The sequence below is a fragment of the Gilvimarinus polysaccharolyticus genome, from assembly GCF_001187555.1.
Lineage (GTDB): Bacteria > Pseudomonadota > Gammaproteobacteria > Pseudomonadales > Cellvibrionaceae > Gilvimarinus > Gilvimarinus polysaccharolyticus.
Window position 1 is genome coordinate 625,441 of the sequence record NZ_LFIJ01000001.1, and the last position, 18,720, is coordinate 644,160.

The 18,720-nt window shown below is 49.5% G+C and carries 16 protein-coding genes; 14 read left to right on the forward strand and 2 right to left on the reverse strand.

Annotated elements, in window-relative coordinates; genetic code table 11:
• Positions 1-92: 92 nt before the first annotated feature.
• From GILYN3_RS02520 to GILYN3_RS02585, 14 genes are all read left to right on the forward strand, one after another.
• Positions 93-1,985: a methyl-accepting chemotaxis protein gene (locus GILYN3_RS02520; protein WP_049721393.1), complete on the forward strand. Its 1,893-nt coding sequence runs from the start codon at positions 93-95 to the stop codon at positions 1,983-1,985.
• A 194-nt stretch (positions 1,986-2,179) separates the two neighbouring features.
• Complete coding sequence (locus GILYN3_RS02525) at positions 2,180-3,400, forward strand: argininosuccinate synthase (RefSeq protein ID WP_049721394.1); 1,221 nt, start codon at positions 2,180-2,182, stop codon at positions 3,398-3,400.
• A 276-nt stretch (positions 3,401-3,676) separates the two neighbouring features.
• Positions 3,677-5,125 (forward strand): cytochrome-c oxidase, cbb3-type subunit I, encoded by a 1,449-nt coding sequence (ccoN, locus tag GILYN3_RS02530; RefSeq protein ID WP_049721395.1) that lies wholly within the window; start codon positions 3,677-3,679, stop codon positions 5,123-5,125.
• A 12-nt stretch (positions 5,126-5,137) separates the two neighbouring features.
• Entirely contained in the window at positions 5,138-5,749 is a 612-nt protein-coding gene (gene ccoO / locus GILYN3_RS02535) for a cytochrome-c oxidase, cbb3-type subunit II (RefSeq protein WP_049721396.1), read from the forward strand.
• Between the two features lie 4 nt (positions 5,750-5,753).
• Positions 5,754-5,924 (forward strand): CcoQ/FixQ family Cbb3-type cytochrome c oxidase assembly chaperone, encoded by a 171-nt coding sequence (locus GILYN3_RS02540; protein WP_049721397.1) that lies wholly within the window; start codon positions 5,754-5,756, stop codon positions 5,922-5,924.
• 38 nt (positions 5,925-5,962) lie between these two features.
• Positions 5,963-6,868 carry a cytochrome-c oxidase, cbb3-type subunit III gene (gene ccoP / locus GILYN3_RS02545; RefSeq protein WP_157484839.1) on the forward strand — a complete coding sequence of 302 codons (906 nt, stop codon included), beginning with the start codon at positions 5,963-5,965 and terminating at the stop codon, positions 6,866-6,868.
• A 132-nt stretch (positions 6,869-7,000) separates the two neighbouring features.
• Positions 7,001-8,422 carry a cytochrome c oxidase accessory protein CcoG gene (ccoG, locus tag GILYN3_RS02550; RefSeq protein ID WP_049721398.1) on the forward strand — a complete coding sequence of 474 codons (1,422 nt, stop codon included), beginning with the start codon at positions 7,001-7,003 and terminating at the stop codon, positions 8,420-8,422.
• A 58-nt stretch (positions 8,423-8,480) separates the two neighbouring features.
• The gene (locus tag GILYN3_RS02555; protein WP_049721399.1) at positions 8,481-9,011 is read left to right on the forward strand and encodes a FixH family protein; all 531 of its coding nucleotides are present in this window, start codon (positions 8,481-8,483) and stop codon (positions 9,009-9,011) included.
• A gap of 9 nt (positions 9,012-9,020) precedes the next feature.
• Positions 9,021-11,414 (forward strand): heavy metal translocating P-type ATPase, encoded by a 2,394-nt coding sequence (locus GILYN3_RS02560; protein WP_049721400.1) that lies wholly within the window; start codon positions 9,021-9,023, stop codon positions 11,412-11,414.
• 19 nt (positions 11,415-11,433) lie between these two features.
• A complete protein-coding gene (gene ccoS, locus GILYN3_RS02565) occupies positions 11,434-11,679 on the forward strand; it encodes a cbb3-type cytochrome oxidase assembly protein CcoS (protein WP_049721401.1) in 246 nt (81 codons plus the stop codon).
• Positions 11,672-12,409, forward strand: a complete 738-nt coding sequence (locus tag GILYN3_RS02570) for a sulfite exporter TauE/SafE family protein (RefSeq protein WP_049721402.1) — start codon at positions 11,672-11,674, stop codon at positions 12,407-12,409. The genes ccoS and GILYN3_RS02570 overlap by 8 nt, the downstream gene beginning before the upstream one ends.
• Positions 12,410-12,698: 289 nt before the next feature.
• Positions 12,699-14,399, forward strand: coding sequence for a BamA/TamA family outer membrane protein (locus tag GILYN3_RS02575; protein WP_157484840.1), 1,701 nt, complete (start codon positions 12,699-12,701; stop codon positions 14,397-14,399).
• 93 nt (positions 14,400-14,492) lie between these two features.
• Positions 14,493-15,809, forward strand: coding sequence for a DUF945 family protein (locus GILYN3_RS02580; protein ID WP_049721404.1), 1,317 nt, complete (start codon positions 14,493-14,495; stop codon positions 15,807-15,809).
• Between the two features lie 113 nt (positions 15,810-15,922).
• Complete coding sequence (locus GILYN3_RS02585) at positions 15,923-16,393, forward strand: Spy/CpxP family protein refolding chaperone (protein ID WP_049721405.1); 471 nt, start codon at positions 15,923-15,925, stop codon at positions 16,391-16,393.
• A gap of 345 nt (positions 16,394-16,738) precedes the next feature.
• Here the strand turns inward: GILYN3_RS02585 and GILYN3_RS02590 are convergent, their stop codons facing one another.
• Both GILYN3_RS02590 and GILYN3_RS02595 read right to left on the reverse strand, forming a co-directional pair.
• Entirely contained in the window at positions 16,739-18,052 is a 1,314-nt protein-coding gene (locus GILYN3_RS02590; RefSeq protein WP_049721406.1) for an ATP-binding protein, read from the reverse strand.
• Positions 18,049-18,720, reverse strand: coding sequence for a response regulator transcription factor (locus tag GILYN3_RS02595; RefSeq protein WP_049721407.1), 672 nt, complete (start codon positions 18,718-18,720; stop codon positions 18,049-18,051). Before GILYN3_RS02595 ends, GILYN3_RS02590 begins: the two co-directional genes overlap by 4 nt.

Below are 18,720 nucleotides of genomic sequence, written 5' to 3' on the forward strand. Positions count from 1 at the left end.
TATATACAATAACGGGGTTGATGTTTTGTACTGGCGCTTCAAGGCGGCCCCATTCTTTAATAAAAGTCATCGCGAGCTAAGGTTGGGTGTTTATGCGTCTGTCCCTCAGAAAAAAAATCAGCGGCTCGGCCGCAGTGGCGTTAATTGTGGTTGGTTCTGTGGTCGCGTGGTTGGCGTATTCGGCGGCTATGGGGCAAATGGAAAGCCGTATTCAGAGTCAGGTTCAAGGGATTTCCAACACTTTCTCGCAGTATGTTAGCGATTGGTTTATCAGCAAAGGGCGTGCACTGGAAAGTTTTCCGGGGGAGTCTTTACCGGCAAGTTATATTACCCACCTAAATCAAGTAAAGCGCGCAGCCGATGTCGACAATGTGTTTCTTGGCTTTGAAGATGGCGGTTTGGTCAATGCTAAAGAGTTGGTGTTGCCCGATGATAATAATGATCCGCGTGTTTGGAGTTGGTATATTCATGCTAAAGAGCGGCCCAATCAAACGGTAGTAGAAGATCCCTCGGTTGCCTCGGCCACAGGAAAAAACGTTGTCTCTCTTGGGCGAGTGGTAAACGGTGCCGATGGCCAAGTGCTTGGCGTTATAGGTGCTGATGTGGTGCTCGATAGCATCGTCGAGCAGTTGCGTCGTATCAACCTTCCGGGCAATGGCTCAATGTTTATTGCCAAACGTAAAGGCACCGTGTTTGCCCACAGTAATCAAACGCTGCTAAACGCAGAACTTACATCCATTGCCCCGGCATTGACCAACTCTTATATCGGCAAGCTGCTGCAAGGCGGTGACAGCATTGATCTGGTTGACGTTGAAGGTGAGGCGTTTCAGGTTTTTGCCGCGCAAGTGCCTAACTCCGAATTGATTTTGCTTATGATGCTCAATCGCGATGCCTTGGTGGCACCGGTGGTCGGTAGTTTAGCGCAGCAGTTAATGGTGATTTTACTGCTTGTGGCTATTAGCATTGTGGCGCTTAACTGGTTGATAGCGCGCTTGTTTATACCGCTGCACCGAGTGTCTGATGCGCTGCGTGAGATCGCCTCGGGTGGCGGTGATTTGACGCGACGATTACCAGAAACATCAAAAGATGAAGTGGGCTCGCTGGCTCATAGCTTTAATCAGTTTGTTGAGCATATGCACGATTTGGTTGAGCATATCCGCCTGCAAGCTACCGAGTTAGATGCAAATGCGACCGCGACAGCGGGGCGAGCGTCGGGCTCGGTGCGTGAAATGCTGCATCAGCGCGAGCAAATCGATAGCGTTACGGGTGCTATGAGCGAGATGACCAGTGCCATTGGAGAGATCGCACACCATGCCGAAAATACCGCCAACTCGGTGCAAGAGGTGGTTAGTAGTGCCGGCGATGGTAAAACACAGGTGGATACCACCACTGACTCCATCAACACATTGGCGCAAAAGTTGGAGCAGGCCGGCGATGTTGTCGGCTCGCTCAATGATCGAGTGCAAGAGATTAACGGTATTCTGGCGACCATTCAGGGGATTGCCGAGCAGACTAACCTGTTGGCATTAAATGCGGCGATTGAGGCGGCCAGAGCTGGTGAACAAGGGCGCGGGTTTGCCGTTGTGGCCGATGAAGTACGGGTGTTGTCGCAGCGCACTCATGCTAGTACCGAAGAAATTCAGGGCATGATCAGTGCGTTGCATGACACCTCGAAAAATGCCGTAACTATTATGGCCAGCAGTCGCGAGTTGGCTGCTGGCAGCGTGACCAATGCTCAAAGCGCATCGAAATCGTTGATCACCATTAATGATGCCGTTGCGGTTATTAGTGCGATGGCGACTCAAATTGCCACGGCCGCCGAACAGCAAAGTCATACGGTGCAAGAGGTGATGCAAAACATGCAAACCATCTCCGATGTGGCCGAGCGGTCGCTGGGTGAGGCTGAGCAGGGTCAATCGCGGGCCAAGGTTTTAAAGGAACACTCAGAGGCGTTGACTGACAGGGTGGCTACCTTCCGCCTTTAGTTTTGATGTGTTGTTGGGCAGACAAAATGAGATGCATTCTCAGTGGTGTTACCTGTGGGTTTATCTGTGTAAATAGGTGACATTGGAGTGGGTTTTTATCCGTTTTTCGGGTACAATTTCGCCGCGCTAAGTTAAGGCGTTTTGTCACTGGACTGTTTAGCCAATACGGCTAACCAACTGCGGAGCTCTCTAATATGTCGTCCATCAAAAAAGTTGTATTGGCCTACTCTGGAGGTTTAGATACCTCGGTTATTGTTAAGTGGCTGCAAGAAACCTACAACTGTGAGGTGGTGACTTTCACGGCCGACATCGGTCAAGGTGAAGAGGTGGCTCCAGCTCGTGCCAAGGCCGAGGCTCTGGGTGTTAAAGAAATCTATATCGATGACTTGCGTGAAGAGTTTGTGCGCGACTTCGTTTTTCCAATGTTTCGCGCCAATGCTATTTACGAGGGCGAATATCTACTGGGTACATCGATTGCCCGCCCATTAATTTCTAAGCGCTTGATCGAGATCGCTAACGAGACCGGCGCCGATGCCATCTCGCATGGTGCGACCGGTAAAGGTAATGATCAGGTGCGCTTTGAGCTGGGCGCTTATGCGCTTAAGCCAGGCATCCATGTTATCGCCCCTTGGCGCGAATGGGATCTAACCTCTCGCGAAACCTTGATGGACTACTGCGAGAAACACAATATCCCCGTTGATTTTTCCAACAAAAAGAAAAAATCACCGTATTCCATGGATGCCAACTTGCTGCATATCTCTTATGAGGGCGGCGTGTTAGAAGATCCTTGGACCGAAGCTGAAGACGATATGTGGCGCTGGAGTGTCTCACCCGAGAACGCCCCAGATACCCCAACCTATATAGATCTAACCTTTGAGAAGGGCGATATTGTTGCCATCGACGGTGAACCTTTGTCTCCGGCGACTGTGTTAGAGCGGCTTAATAAGCTGGGCGGCGATAACGGTATTGGCCGTTTAGATATCGTAGAAAACCGCTACGTCGGTATGAAATCGCGCGGCTGTTATGAAACCCCCGGCGGCAGTATTATTCTCAAAGCTCACCGTGCAATAGAGTCCATCACCCTAGATCGTGAAGTGGCTCATTTGAAAGATAGCTTAATGCCCAAATACGCCGAGATGATTTATAACGGTTACTGGTGGAGCCCTGAGCGTAAAATGCTGCAAACCGCTATCGATGAATCGCAAGACCCGGTTAACGGTGATGTGCGCGTTAAATTGTACAAAGGCGGTGTTCACGTTGTTGGGCGTCGTTCAAACGACAGCTTATTTGATGAGAAAGTCGCTACCTTTGAAGACGATGCCGGCGCTTACGATCAGAAAGATGCTGAAGGCTTTATTAAGCTCAATGCATTGCGTATGCGTATCGCTGCAAGCAAAGGCCGTAAGTTACTATAAGCTGAAAATGCCGGTGGTTTTACACCGCCGGTATTTGGCGTATTGCTCCAGAACCTTGTTTTTTAACTCGGTAATGTGTGCCCTGGAATTTCTACTGTAAGCGTTGGTGTGTCTACTATAGTTGATTGATATTAACCGAGGCGTTGATTGATATTGCTGTAGGCTTTGCTCCAGTGCCATGCTTTTGTCGTATCAAGAGTGTCAGTAGATAGCTACAGCACCTCTAAATAATACAACTTTAATTAACTGTGTTTTGCCAAATATAGGGAAACTCCTATGAGTAGTAATCTTGTGAAGGCCGGCGATCACCCGATCTACGACTATAGGGTCGTGCGTCAATTTTCTATTATGACGATTGTTTGGGGTATTGTTGGCATGGGTGTCGGTGTTCTAATCGCCGCTCAATTGTGTTGGCCTGAGTTAAACAACCTTTTTCAGCCATTTACCCATTTTGGACGTCTGCGTCCGTTGCACACCAATGCGGTGATTTTTGCCTTTGGTGGTTGTGCTTTGATGGGGACAAGCTTCTACGTGGTGCAGCGCACTTGTCAGGCCAAGCTTTGGGGCGGATGGTTGGTGCCATTTACCTTTTGGGGTTGGCAGTTAGTTATTGTTTTGGCCGCCATCACTCTACCGCTAGGGCTTACTTCTAGTAAAGAGTATGCCGAGCTTGAGTGGCCCATCGATATCTTGATTACTCTGGTATGGGTGGCGTATGCACTGGTGTTTTTTGGCACAATCGTCAAACGTAAAACATCGCATATTTATGTTGCCAACTGGTTTTACGGTGGTTTTATTTTAACCATCGCGGTACTGCATATTGTTAATAGTGCAGCCATTCCGGTGAATTTATTTAAATCATACTCTGCCTACGCCGGTGCCGCCGACGCTATGGTGCAGTGGTGGTATGGGCACAACGCGGTAGGCTTCTTCTTAACCGCGGGCTTCTTGGGCATGATGTACTACTTTGTGCCTAAGCAAGCCGATCGCCCAGTTTACTCTTACCAGCTGTCTATTGTGCATTTCTGGGCTCTAATCTCTATTTACATTTGGGCCGGTGCTCACCACTTACATTATTCTGCACTGCCAGATTGGGCTCAGAGCTTAGGTATGGTGATGTCTTTGATTCTGCTGGCACCGTCTTGGGGCGGTATGATCAACGGTATTATGACGCTCTCGGGCGCATGGCATAAGCTGCGCACCGATCCCACCTTGCGCTTTTTGGTTGTGTCGCTGTCGTTTTACGGCATGTCGACCTTTGAGGGGCCAATGATGTCCATCAAAACCGTTAACGCCTTAAGCCACAATACTGACTGGACGATTGGTCACGTACACTCCGGCGCTCTGGGTTGGGTGGCAATGATTTCTATTGGTGCCATTTATCACTTGCTGCCCATTTTGTTTGGTCGTAAAGAGATGTACAGCATTAAGTGGATCAACGTGCACTTTTGGCTGGCAACCATCGGTACCGTACTTTATATCGCGGCGCTGTGGGTTAACGGCATTATGCAGGGCTTGATGTGGCGTGCGTTTAACGATGATGGCACTTTAACTTACAGCTTTGTAGAAACAGTTCAAGCGAGTCATCACGGTTATGTAGTGCGCTTTGTTGGTGGTGTGTTCTTCCTCTCGGGTATGATTTTGATGGCTTATAACGCCTATCGTACTGCGCAAGTAGCGCGCGAAGAAAACGCAGATACCAGTTCAACTGCGCCAGCGATTTAAGGAGACCAGTCGATGAAAGGTCATGATTTAGTAGAAAAAAACATTGGTTTGATGACCATCCTGATAATTGTTGCGATCAGCTTTGGTGGTTTGGTAGAAATTGTGCCTCAGTTCTTTTTAAAAGAAACAACAGAGCCAATTGCTGGGCTTAAGCCACTTGGTGCCGTTGAACTGGAAGGCCGTGATATTTACATCCGTGAGGGTTGCCATGTGTGTCATACACAAATGGTGCGTCCGCTGCGTGCCGAGGTTGAACGTTATGGGCACTACTCAGTGGCCGGTGAAAGCGTTTATGAGCATCCTTTTTTGTGGGGTTCTAAACGTACCGGGCCCGATCTTGCTCGCGTAGGTGGCCGCTATTCGGATGACTGGCATAAAGTACATTTATTTAATCCGCGCCTCGTTGTGCCCGAGTCAAATATGCCCGAGTTTCCGTGGCTTTATGACAACAAGCTCGATGGCAAATATACCGCAGCTAAAATGCGTGCGTTGCGTAAAGTGGGCGTTCCTTATACTGATGAAATCATCGAGGGTGCTGGCGACAAAGTGCGTGGCATGACTGAGATGGATGCGTTAGTTGCTTATTTACAGCAGTTGGGAACGCTGCTGAAGGAAAAGCGGTAAGGTTATGGATAAAGGTACTTGGGGCGCCATTAGTACGGTATTAGTCGCAATTGCATTTGTCGGCGTGTGTTGGTGGGCATTTGCCCCCAGCCGCCGGAAACGCTTTGAAGATGACGCTAATTTACCTTTTGCTGATGAGCAAGATGACGCGACAACAACAAAAAGCAAAAGATAACACCCATCGACCGGTGATGTAGCAAGGCGGAATTGACTATGAGCATTTTTTGGAATTTTTGGATTATTGGCCTTACCCTAACAAACCTAGCACTATTGCTTTGGGTGTTGTTGGCTAATCGTAAGGTTGCAGTAAGTGACGATGACGCGCCTGAAAACCGCACCACCGGCCACATTTACGACGGCATTGAAGAGTATGACAACCCGCTGCCAAGCTGGTGGTTTAAGATGTTTCTTGCCAGTTTTGTTTTTGCTGCGGCGTATTTAGCTATTTATCCCGGACTGGGTTCTTTTAAGGGCCTTGCCGGATGGACGCAGGTTAATCAGCTAGAAGGCGAGCAACAAAAAGCTGATGAACTCTACTCTGAGCAGTTTGGCATGTACAACGCCATGCCTATCGAAGAGCTGGCGCGCGACTCAGATGCCATGAAAATGGGGCTGCGTTTGTTTGCCAATAACTGTGCGGTTTGTCATGGCGCTGATGGTGGTGGTAACTACGGGTTTCCTAATTTGACCGACCACGATTGGCTGTACGGTGGTGAGCCCGCTGCGATTAAACAAACCATTAACGCCGGGCGCACAGGTGCCATGCCGGGGTGGGCTGCAATATTAGGTGAAGACGGTATTCGTGAAACAACTGAATACGTGTTGAGCTTAAGTGATCGTGACCACGATGCCGAGCTTGCTGTTGCCGGCGCTAAACACTTTGCACAAAACTGTGTGGCATGTCATTCGGCCGACGGTAAGGGCAATCAAATGATGGGTGCGCCTAACCTGACCGACGATATCTGGTTGTATGGTGGTGAGCCGCAAGATATTCGACAATCTTTGCGTGAGGGCCGTAACGGCGTAATGCCGGCGCAACAAGAGCTACTAAAAGAAAGTCGTATTCATTTGTTGGCCGCTTATGTGTTTAGTTTGTCGTTACCCTTAGACGAACAGTAACTATAAGGCATGCAAGTAATCATTCCGGCCGAGCAGGTCTCGGCCGAATACCTGCCCGGTGTGGCACAGTGCATTTGCCACAGGAATATGTCGCCGGCGCTTGGGTAAACCCCACTCGCAAGAGGTGTAGCTGTGAGTAAAGATCCATCCTCGCCAGAGCAATCCAGCGGCGAACCTAGTATCCGTTACGTCAATCTGTATGAATCTGAAAACAAGGTTTATACCCGTCGTATTACCGGTTTTTATCAAAAGTTGCGCCGTTACACAGGCTTGCCGTTAATCGTCGGTTTTGTGCTAATGCCTTGGCTGTCGATTAACGGACGTCCGGCTATCCTGTTTGATTTGGCCAATCGAAAATTTCATATCTTCTGGACTACCTTTTGGCCTCAAGACGGGATCTACCTTGCCTGGCTGTTGATTATTGCAGCGTTCTTACTGTTTACCGTGACCGTATTAGTAGGGCGGGTGTGGTGCGGTTTTACCTGTCCACAAACCGTGTGGACACAGATGTTTGTTTGGGCTGAATTTCTCTGCCAAGGCGACAGAAATAAACGCATAAAACTCGATGCTGCGCCTTGGAGTGTTAATAAGCTGTTGCGCATTGGTGCTACGCACGCAATTTGGTTGCTGATTGCGTTGGTGACGGCGTTAACCTTTGTCGGTTATTTTGTTCCAGTACGCGAGCTGATCAACAGCCTAATTAATATCGACAGTACCGTACCTGTCGTTTTTTGGGTGGGGTTCTTTACCTTTGCAACCTACACCAACGCCGGCTTTATGCGTCAGCAGGTGTGCAAGTACATGTGTCCGTACGCTCGTTTTCAGTCGGTGATGTACGATGCTGATACTTTAACGGTTTTTTATAACAACCTTCGGGGCGAAAAACGTGGCCCACGTAAAATGGGTGATGATTATAAAGCCGAAGGTAAGGGCGATTGCATTGATTGCTCTTGGTGTGTGCAGGTGTGTCCGGTCGATATTGATATTCGCGATGGAATGCAGGCCGAGTGTATCGACTGCGGTTTGTGCGTGGATGCCTGCAATACCGTGATGGATAAAATGGAATATCCGCGAGGGCTAATTAGCTTCACCACGGAGGACGCTATTAAAGAAGGCAAAACCCGAGTGTTGCGGCCGCGCCTAATAGGCTACTTGACGGTGCTGCTGGTTATGGTCAGCGTGTTTGTTGGCAGTCTTGCCCAGCGTACTCCTCTTGGGCTAGAGGTATTACGCGACCGTGGTGTGCGGATGTATCGCATTAGCGGTAAAGATGTACAAAACGTCTATACCCTTAAAATTAATAATATGGATAACTATCCGCATCGTTACAACATTAGCTTGGATGGAGATTTTGATTATCAGCTGCAGGGTTATCGGCCGTTAGAACTTGAGCCGGGCGAGCTGTTAACGGTTCCGGTGCGAGTGGCGGTTAAGCGCAAAGATTTAGACGAGGTTAAATCCGTGATTGTGTTTACCATAACCGCGCAAGATAACCCGGAGCTAACCACCCGTAACACTTCATCGTTTATCGGGCCGCAGCAGCGCAGTTATTAAACGCTGTAACAGTGCGTAATTTTGGCCGCAAAGCGGCTCACAGGTTATAGAGAATTTTATGAGCATAGCGCAAAAAGAAGCAGGCCCTTGGTACCGAGAACCCTGGTTATGGTTTATTTTATCGCCCTTGATTGTGGTCGTTTTGGTCTCGTCAGTGACCGTCACCTTAGCGCTTAAATACGCAGATGATACGGTTATCGACAACTACTACAAAGAGGGGCGCATGATTAACCAGAGCCTCGGGCAAGACCAGCGCGCACGGCAATGGGGTTTGTCGGCAGATGTTAATTGGCAGGCTGCTGCGCAACAATTAACGGTGAGCTTGGACTCGGGACAAATTCCAATGCCGGCGAGCTTATCGCTGTGGCTGGATCACCCGTTTGATGAAACACAAGATGTCTTCTTGGTGTTAGAGCGCCATGGAGAAAACCAATTTAGCGCGACTTTGGCCTCGTTAGATAGCATTTGGTACGTAACGCTAACGCCCGAGCAAGATCGCGCCGAGCGCAGTGCCGCCCCTTGGCGACTGCGTACCGAAGTTAATTTTATCCAGCATCCGAACGTAACGCTTACGCCACCTGTTCAGTAGTATTACTGTATGTCTTTTGCTTCTGCCGGCGTGGCTAATGTTCTCTGCTATCATTGCGCAGAGCCTGTGGCTACAGGTTCTGACTATACTGTAGAGATCAACGGCGAATTGCAGCCTATGTGCTGTCCCGGCTGTCAGGCTGTCGCCAGTGCGATAGTCGATGGCGGTCTCACCCGTTTTTATCAATACCGCACCGAGGCCAGCGAGCGACCTCAAGATGAAACCCCTCCGAGCTGGCAAATTTACGATCTACCCGATCTGCAACAAGATTTTGTCGTCGAGCTGAGCAATGGTCGAGTACAGGCTCACTTACTGCTCGAAGGCATCAGTTGCGCTGCCTGTAGTTGGCTGATCGAGACACACCTACAGCAGTTTGATGGAGTCGAGCAGGTGCAAGTTAATGTCACCAGCTTTCGCACCCAAGTAAGCTACAACCCCGACCTGATTCCGCTAAGTCGAATACTTGCCGAGTTGCACGCTATTGGCTATCGGCCGCGTCCCGCCACAGATGATCAGCAGCGCGCGCTCGAGCTGCAGGACAATCGTATGGCGCTAATGCGACTTGGGGTGGCCGGCTTTGGCATGATGCAAGCGGGGATGGTGGCCGTTGGTTTGTACATGGGCGCCAGCGATGAGTGGCAAACACTGTTGCGTGTTTTAAGTATGGTGCTCTCGACCCCGGTAGTACTTTTTAGCGCCTGGCCGTTTTTTCGCGCCGCTTGGCATAGCTTAAAAGCTAAACAGTTAATTATGGATGTGCCAGTGGCTCTGGCAGTGGGGTTGGGGTATAGCGCTAGCTGTTGGGCTACCTTTACCGGCACCGGTGAGGTGTATTTTGAATCCATCTCAATGTTTGTATTCTTCTTGCTGGTGGGGCGTTATCTCGAGATGCGTGCTCGGTACCGTCATCGAATTGGCGGGGCTAATATTGCCCAGTTGTTACCAGCTGTGGCTAGCCGCTGGGAAGATGACCGCTGGCAGCAAGTTGCGGCTAAAATGCTGCGCGCCAATGACCGTATTCGTGTTGCGGCGGGCGATACTTTTCCCGCTGATGGCCAAGTACTTGCCGGTGCCTCGGGGGTAAACGAGGCGCTGTTGACCGGTGAGTCAGTCCCAGTTGCCAAGCGCGTTGGTAGCTGGGTGATTGCCGGGAGCCAAAATAACGAAAGCCCGTTGGAGGTGCGTGTTAGCGCCACGGGTGGAGAAACCCAGCTGTCAGCTATCGAGCAATTAATTGCCCGCGCCCAAGCCGAAAAGCCACCGCAAATGGCACTGGCCGATAAAGTCGCACGATATTTTATTGGCGCAGTGCTTGTGGTGTGTAGTGCGGTGTTTACCGTGTGGCAGTTAGTGGCGCCGGAACGGGCGCTGTGGGTGGCACTGTCAGTCTTAGTGGTGACTTGCCCTTGCGCTTTGGCCTTGGCAATGCCGACTGCGGTGACCGCAGCTACAGAGTATCTGCGCCGTACCGGGGTGCTGTTAACCCGCGGTCATGTGCTGGAGACTTTAACCAAAGTTAATCGGGTTATTTTTGATAAAACCGGCACCTTAACTCAGGGGCAATTGTACGTTGCCGAGGTGCAACCGTTGGCTTCAGGGGTGACCGGTGAGCATTTGTTGGCACTGTGCGCGGCGTTAGAGCAGGGCAGTAATCATCCCATCGCGCGAGCTTTTTCTGAGTATGATGCGGGATTTGAGGTTGAGTCGTTGCGGCAGGTAACCGGCGGTGGTGTTAGCGGTTGTATTGAGGCGGCTAACTATCGGTTAGGCAACACAATGTTCGCCGCGGCCGAGCAACCACCCGAGCTTCCGCCCGGACCATATTTGTGGCTACTGTTAACTCGCAACGATGTGCCTTATGGCTTTATTGGCTTGGCTGACAAAGTCCGCGATGAAGCGGCCGAGGTGGTTGCGGCACTGCTGCAAAAGGGGCTGGCGGTAGAGTTGCTGAGCGGCGACACCCACGACAACACCGCGCGTTTAGCGCAAGAGGTTGGTATAGCTTGCTACCAAGGTGGTGCATCACCAGCGGATAAACTGGCGCGACTGCAGCACTGCCAAGCACAGGGCGATGTGATTTTGATGGTCGGGGATGGCATTAATGATGTGCCCACTTTATCGGGTGCTGATGTCTCCATTGCCATGGCCGGTGCTACCGATCTGGCGCGCACCCATGCCGATTGCTTACTGCTGCAGCATAGCTTACAGCCATTGCTGCTGTGTTTGAGTCGAGCTCACGCTACTCGTCGGGTTATTCGGCAAAACCTAACGCTATCGCTTGTGTACAATAGTTTAGCGTTGCCGCTGGCAGCTCTGGGTTTAATACCGCCTTGGGCGGCGGCCTTGGGCATGACGGCCAGCTCGCTGCTGGTGGTGCTAAATGCGCTGCGCTTAACACGCTGATGACCTTAGAGGTTTTGCTGTGAACATTTTGTATTTACTGATACCTATTGCTTTGGTTTTTGTGGCAATTGCCGTGCGGGTATTGTTTTGGGCAATCAACTCTGGGCAGTACGACAACCTAGATACCGAAGCGCACCGTATTTTATTTGATAGTGACGAGCCAGCTGACTCGGCTGACACGCTTAAGCATTCCCCAAGCGCGGGCGCCAAGCCAGCAGTGGTGAGTGGGCCTAACAACAACCCTAGTGAGTCTGACAATGATTGACCTTTCTGCGCTAACCACCGGTTTATTACTGGGTTTTTTTAGTAGTACTCACTGCTTGGGAATGTGTGGCGGTATTATGGGGGCGCTGACGATGGCGGTCGAAAGCCCATCCAAGCTGCGCTCGGGGGCGATTGTGGTGTGTTATAACCTAGGTCGTTTATCCAGTTATGCGCTTTTAGGGGCAGTGTTTGGCGCTTTTGGTGAAACAATCTACGCTTTAGGCGCGGCTACCGTGCTGCGAGTAGTTGCGGCGTTGCTGTTGTTTGCGATGGCATTGTATTTGGCCGGCTGGTGGCGTGGTTTATTAAAACTAGAGGCTCTCGGTCAGTATTTGTGGCGTTATATCCAGCCCTTTGGTCGCGCTTTAATGCCAGTGCGTGGCCCATTGCCTGCATTAGGGCTTGGTTTTATTTGGGGATGGCTGCCTTGCGGGTTGGTTTACAGTGCGCTTGGTTATGCCATGACACAGCCGGCGGCCTCGGCTGGGGCTTTGTTTATGTTGGCCTTTGGCGTGGGTACATTACCCGCTATTTTATTGGCCGCTTTTGCCACTGCGCGGGTGCGTAGTTGGGCTCAGCGGCGCAGTTTGCGTTTAGCCGGCGCGCTATTGTTGGTGGTTTTTGCGGCTTGGACCCTTTATGGCGCACTCGCTCCAGGTCACGCTCATCACAATCACGCCCCTGCAGCTCCGGCGAGTGAGGCTGTGGACCATTCACATCATCACCACTAAAATGACAAGAAGTGATCGAGGTCACAACGGCTCAGTTGTTTTGTGATCGTTGTTACACTTTTATATGGCGCGAAATCACTATCGTGGTAATCTTCATCTGCGATTAAAGAATGATTAACAAAAGTGCCTGAGGTTAAGCCAAAACTTGGGATCTGAAAGCTGTTTGTACCGGTGTTGATGTAATTTCTATATGCTAAAACCTAAAGCTTTCAATGGCTTGAGTTTGTTTCAGATATGCCTGCAAGGCTCTAAACAAGCGCGCAGGCACAGCCTAAGCCGACGCTCACTTATGGCGTGTCTATTATTTTCTTGTATTTTACCGGTACTGGCGCAGGCTAGTGAGTCTGAGTTAGAGCAACAGCTTCGCCATATTGAAGAGTCCTTACCCGAAGGTTGCCAGCAGCTGGATATTCGTCAGACGATACGCAGCCGCTTTACCGGCAACCGTTTAAGCTCGGCCGACATTGAAGAGCTAGAGGGGATGACAATTCGAGCGATTGGATTTTTGCAGGTCGGGGTTTTTGATGAAGAAAATCCAGACGAAAACAATAGCTTGTACCGATTTTTAAATAAAATTCATATCAACACAAAAGAATATGTGGTTGCCCCTCAGTTGCTGTTTGAGGAAGGCGATAGTCTCAACGCTAATATCATTTTAGAAACCGAACGTTTACTGCGTACTCGGGGGTATTTTTATACCGCGTTTATTGTGCCCCATGTGATTTGTAATGGGCAAGTAGATTTGGTCGTCGTTACTCGCGACAGCTGGTCCTTGGAAGTTGAAGCCTCATTTAGTCACAGTGGTGGTGATTCATCATCGGGCTTTGGCTTTAGCGATGGCAATATATTTGGTTCGGGCAATAGCTTTTCTATTGGTTACGAGCAAGAGAATGAAAGCAAAGGTATGAATTACACCTTTCGCAGTGACCACTTTCTAAACTCTCGTGTTGCAACGCGAATTTCCTACGCCGATAAATCAGACGGCGAAGACACGGTGGTCGAGGCTAAGCTACCTTTTTATTCCCGCTCTACGGTATGGGCCGGTGGTGCGGCTTATCGCGATACGGGTGAGAATGAAATTATTCGTGCAAAAGGCGAAGAAATAAGCCGATTTAGACATGAAAAGGTTTATCAAGAAGCCTATGTTGGCCGTTTACTACACACAAATAAAAATTCAACTCAGCGTATTTTGCTAGGTTTAGCCAGTGAAGACGATACTTTTTACGAAAATGACGGAACATTTTTGGGAATACCCGATGCCCGTGGCGCGCAATATCCATGGGTAGAATACCGTTACCTCGAAGATCACTACGCGGTGTACCGCAACCTGAATCAGATTCAGCGGACCGAAGATGTGGCAATGGGTATCACCTTTGATTTTAGATTGGGTTATGGCAAAGCTTCACCAGCAGAACACGGCGATTTGATACGTTACATTGGTAACTATCAACAAATAATCGGCGTTGGAGATGACCATTTATTAATTCTTAATGTGAGTGTGGACGGCCGCGATCATTTAGATTCCGATGGCCATGATAGTGCTATTTGGCGCACTAAAGCCGCCTACAACATCATGCAAGATGTGAATAATCGTTGGTATGCCAGTATCGGTTATGATGCGGGCCAAGATTTAGAACAATATGAAGAGCTAACCGTGGGCGGCAGCGCAGGTATGCGTGGTTACCCAGCAGATTTTCAACGTGGTAAAAAGCGCATGATCGCGACAGTTGAGCGTCGTTATTATTCTGACTGGCATTTATTTAACCTTGTGAGAGTTGGCGCGGTTGGCTTTGTCGAGGCGGGTAAGGCATGGGATGGCCCGATCCAAGATAACAATAAAGTGCTTGCTGATGTGGGGTTTGGTTTACGGTTTAGCTCCAGTAAAGCCCGTGTCGGAAGTGTTGTGCACGTCGATATTTCGACTCCTTTAGTTGCCAAAGACGGCATTGATAAGTACCAGCTTATTATTGAAGCCAAAAGACAATTTTAGTCGGTGACATAAAACCAATGATTAATGTGATTGGCGATTATTCTGTTTTTATATAAATGAACATATCTAAAAATTAACAAATAGGGACGCACGATGAAAAAGATTTTAGGGTTACTGCTATTGGTTGTGGCTTATGTTGGCTTAAGTTATTACTCGGGGGTGGTGGGTGAACAATACATCAAACAGCAGGTCGAGCTTAATCGTGTACAAGCAAGTAATGCTAATTTAATATTGGATGTGTCTCATTATGAGCGCGGCGTATTTCAAAGCACCTTTGATTTTAGTGCGCAAACAAATGCCCAGCAGTTTGATATAGAGTCAGTCACGGTTAACTCAAAAGCACAAGTTTTTCATGGCCCGATTATTTTTGCCGGCGGTTTGAAGTTTGGTTGGTTTTACGCTCGCACAGAGAACTCGTTAAGCACCAGCGATGCTGAAATAAATGTCCTAACAGCAAAGTTTCTACCTGAAGGGCTTGGCCGCTTAAGTATGTTAGGTGAATACGGCGGTGGTTATGATGCCAATTGGCGCACCGAGGTTATTACCTATCAAGATACTGACGGTCAGTTTAACGTTGCAGGTTTAGATGTTCACAGTAAAGGTGCTTTTGATACTTTAGATTCCAACAGTACGATCACGACTGGCGAGATTACCGCGCGCACTAGCGATGGCACTCAGTTGCAGATAACGCCGCTACACGGCGAGCTTGATGTGACCTTTATTGCGCCAAAAGTGCCTCTTAGCTCGGGCAGTTTTAAGACCGACACATTTACCATTACCTCGGCCAACGGCCAGAAGAGTGTCATTAACAATATTAATTTTGAGCAGCGCCAACGTTTAGAGCACGCCAACGTAGATTCTAAAGTACGTATCAGTGTTCAAGATGTTGAAGGCTCGCTGGCTATGAGCAACTTGTACTATGAGGTGGAGCTTAATCAAGTCACCCAGGCGGCTATCGTTGCGTGGACCGAGTTGTCACCTAAGCTGCAAGTCAGTGAAGACTTTAGTGCGCACGAGCAAGAGCTGCGCGATGCTTTGAGCTTACTGCTACATAAAGATTTGGCGTTGCTGATGGCAAGTGGCGTTGAAACAATGGGTGGTTACGCCAGCGTTAAGTTTGACTTGAATTATGTGCCTCCTGTTGCAGGGCAGACCTTGGCAGGCTTGAATACCGCAGATGAGTATTTAAGTTTGGTTAAAGGCAGTGGCCAAATTATTATCTCTAAAGAGATTATGACCGGCACGCCGCTGTTGATGCTGTTATCCCCTTATATGGATACTTACATTGTGCAACAGGGTGATGAGTATATCGTTAATGCTCGAATCAGTGATGGTAAATTATGGTTGGCTGACACCCCGATTGACCTGGCCCCCTATGTCGCGGCTTACTTAGGGGCGTTAACCCAGTAGTAACACCTATGCTTTTCAGTAGTTTACATAAACGCAACAAGGTTTTTCATAGCAGGGGGTACTCTGTAAGGGTAGTAATTAGTTCATTACTGTTTAACTCTTGGAGATACCCAATGAAAAAGACATTGACTACTTTGGCTTTAGCCTCGGCACTGGTGCTAACTACCGCAGCATTTGCTGGTAACGGTCCGCGCGGTGATATGAACGGCCCAAGCATGTTGCTTAACGAGCGTGTTATTGAACGTTTAGCGTTGACGGATGATCAGCAGGATCGTATTGGTGAGCTGATCGCGGTACATCGCAGTCAGCACCAGCAAGGCGAGCGTAAAACAGTTGCTAAGCAAGAGCGTGAAGCTATGGATGCGCTCATGGCCGAGCCCGAATTTGACGAGGCTGCTGCTCGGGCATTGTTAAGCGCCGGTACCGAGCGCCGTTTAGAAGGTATTAAACTGCAGCATGAGCTTGCCCAGGTGCTAACCTCAGAGCAACGTGAGCAACTTGAAAAAATGCGTAAACGTCACAAAGGTAAACGTCGTCAAGACGGTGATCGTCGCGATGAGCGTCGCAATAGTAACGACGAATAACACTAGCTGATGATTTGTAATATCCAACAAGCGGCGCCTTAGGGCGCCGCTTTTTTTTGCGTGGATTGTATTGTTGGAGCAATTTTTTTGTTATCACTTTAGCAGTTTTGATTTGCCAGACACTACCGTATTAAAGTGACGTCCGAAGTATTGGGTGACGTGCAGGGATGCACTAATGTCGGCAAGAGCCAAGGAGGGCGGAGCCGATGACGTGCAGGGATGCACTAATGTCGGCAAGAGCCAAGGAGGGCGGAGCCGATGACGTGCAGGGATGCACTAATGTCGGCAAGAGCCTGTGAAACTAACGGCTACCTCAAGGCTCACAGGTTTTGGCCTGGGGCAACCTTAACCGTTGTAACTAAGCGTAAAACACAGTCCGCCGGTCGCGGCATGGGCTACTGTTAAGTTAGCCCCTTGTGTTTGCGCCGCCGCCTGGGCAATTGCAAGACCTAAACCAATGTTGCCCTGATGGCCGCGCGCCGGATCACCACGATAGAAAGGTTTAAACAAATGCTCCAAACGCTCATCGCTTACTCCTGGGCCATTATCGGTAATGGTTAGCTGCCAACTGCCGGCTTGTGGGCTGTCGAGTGTGACATTAATAGTTTGAGCGTAACGGCAGGCGTTAGACAACAAGTTATCTAACACTCGTTGCAGTAATTGTGGTTTGGTATCAACAATCAATTGCGTTGGGCCATCGTAGGTGAACTGTTTGCCTTCGGTTTGAAAACGCCAGTCCTCGATCGCCTGCTGTACTTGTTGAGCGATATCGGTGCTTTCATCTTGCTCTTGATAAATAGAGCCTTCTAAGCGCGATAAGGTTAATACTTGATCAACCAAATGTTCCAGCGTGTCACACTCTTTTTCAATTCGTTGGATATAAGAGTTGCTGCCTTGGTCGGCTAATAGATCGGCGGCCAATTTAAGCCGTGTTAACGGAGAGCGTAACTCGTGAGAGACATCGGCGAGCAAGCGCTGCTGTGTGGCGGTGGCAGTTTGCAGTTTTTCGGCCATTAGGTTGAAGTCGTGCCCGAGTTGGCCCAGCTCACCTTTACCCGGTTTAACGCGGGTTGCAAGCTGGCCGTCGCCCAGTTGTTTAGTGGCGTGCGATAACTGCCGAATTGGGCGGCTTAACCAGCGCGCTAAAATAGCCGATAACAATAATACTAAGGTCATAGACGCCATTAAGCGCCAGTGTGGGGAGTCTCGTAGAGCTTGCCGCCAGATAGGTGTAGGCTGCGGCGGCATGAGCCAGACGGCCAGTAGCGGGCGATCTGAGGTGGTGATCGGAAACGGCCCTATAGCAACCAAGCCTCTATCGAGCGCTAGGGTTTGCAAGGTGTCTTGACCTGCAAGCTCGGCCAATCGCCAGTGCTGACGATCTTTCATGAGTGGTTCGCGAGTGACTGGATCGTAAAAGGTTAAGCCATGACGATTGCGGCCTTGCAGTAGCCGCTCGGACGGCCGACTAGTGTAACGCTGTAATAAGTGCTGGTACTTTTTTAAGGCGTTGATTTGCTCTGCGTTAGGTGGGTGTAGCTCGTCGGACTGATCTAAATATCGGCCAAGAAAAAAGTTGGCGACTAATAACAGTGTTAGTGACAACCAAAACCATAAAAATAATCGCCCAGTAAAGCCGTTAAAAATAGTTGGTTTCATGAGCTTTGGGTCAGTAACTGATAGCCCGAGCCACGCACCGTTTTAATGCAGTTGGTGGGGTTAATAACGGCCATTTTTTTGCGGATATGTGAGATATGAATATCGATATGGCGATCAAACTGTTGCAGTCTACGGCCAAATGCCTCACGTGAGATTAGGTCTTTATCCACCAGTTCTCCGGCGCGTTCAAACAAAATGTTTAATACTCGAAACTCAGCGGCGGTAAGGTCCAAAGGTTGATCATAATAGCGCGCTTCAAAAGACTCGGACTTCATGCTCAGCGCTCCCACATTGGTTTTAGTTTGTGGTTGTAGGCGGCGCAAAATGGCTTGGATGCGCGCCACCAGCTCACGGTGCGAGAAAGGTTTGCCAACATAATCATCGGCCCCTAGCTCTAGACCTAGGACTCGGTCTATTTCATCGCCTCGGGCGGTTAGCATTAATACTGGCACATGGCTTGTTTGGCGCAGCCCGCGCAGCACATCAAAGCCACTTTGGCCGGGCAACATGACATCGAGCAGCACAAGATCAGGCTGCTCACGTAGAGTGGTTGCGAGTCCGCTGGTGCCGTCGTGACTGGTGATAACAGTAAAACCGTTATCTCGTAAGTAATCGCCTAATAGCTCACACAGGGCTTCGTCGTCATCGATGATATGTACAGTAGTCAT

What these genes read in the sequence shown, in the direction of transcription:
- GILYN3_RS02590 (WP_049721406.1), bottom strand. Translation starts at nt 18,052, where the DNA reads ATGAAACCAACTATTTTTAACGGCTTTACTGGGCGATTATTTTTATGG.
- GILYN3_RS02575 (WP_157484840.1), top strand. Translation starts at nt 12,699, where the DNA reads ATGGCGTGTCTATTATTTTCTTGTATTTTACCGGTACTGGCGCAGGCT.
- GILYN3_RS02595 (WP_049721407.1), bottom strand. Translation starts at nt 18,720, where the DNA reads ATGACTACTGTACATATCATCGATGACGACGAAGCCCTGTGTGAGCTA.
- GILYN3_RS02540 (WP_049721397.1), top strand. Translation starts at nt 5,754, where the DNA reads ATGGATAAAGGTACTTGGGGCGCCATTAGTACGGTATTAGTCGCAATT.
- GILYN3_RS02555 (WP_049721399.1), top strand. Translation starts at nt 8,481, where the DNA reads ATGAGCATAGCGCAAAAAGAAGCAGGCCCTTGGTACCGAGAACCCTGG.
- GILYN3_RS02570 (WP_049721402.1), top strand. Translation starts at nt 11,672, where the DNA reads ATGATTGACCTTTCTGCGCTAACCACCGGTTTATTACTGGGTTTTTTT.
- GILYN3_RS02525 (WP_049721394.1), top strand. Translation starts at nt 2,180, where the DNA reads ATGTCGTCCATCAAAAAAGTTGTATTGGCCTACTCTGGAGGTTTAGAT.
- ccoP (WP_157484839.1), top strand. Translation starts at nt 5,963, where the DNA reads ATGAGCATTTTTTGGAATTTTTGGATTATTGGCCTTACCCTAACAAAC.
- GILYN3_RS02585 (WP_049721405.1), top strand. Translation starts at nt 15,923, where the DNA reads ATGAAAAAGACATTGACTACTTTGGCTTTAGCCTCGGCACTGGTGCTA.
- GILYN3_RS02520 (WP_049721393.1), top strand. Translation starts at nt 93, where the DNA reads ATGCGTCTGTCCCTCAGAAAAAAAATCAGCGGCTCGGCCGCAGTGGCG.
- GILYN3_RS02580 (WP_049721404.1), top strand. Translation starts at nt 14,493, where the DNA reads ATGAAAAAGATTTTAGGGTTACTGCTATTGGTTGTGGCTTATGTTGGC.
- ccoO (WP_049721396.1), top strand. Translation starts at nt 5,138, where the DNA reads ATGAAAGGTCATGATTTAGTAGAAAAAAACATTGGTTTGATGACCATC.
- ccoN (WP_049721395.1), top strand. Translation starts at nt 3,677, where the DNA reads ATGAGTAGTAATCTTGTGAAGGCCGGCGATCACCCGATCTACGACTAT.
- GILYN3_RS02560 (WP_049721400.1), top strand. Translation starts at nt 9,021, where the DNA reads ATGTCTTTTGCTTCTGCCGGCGTGGCTAATGTTCTCTGCTATCATTGC.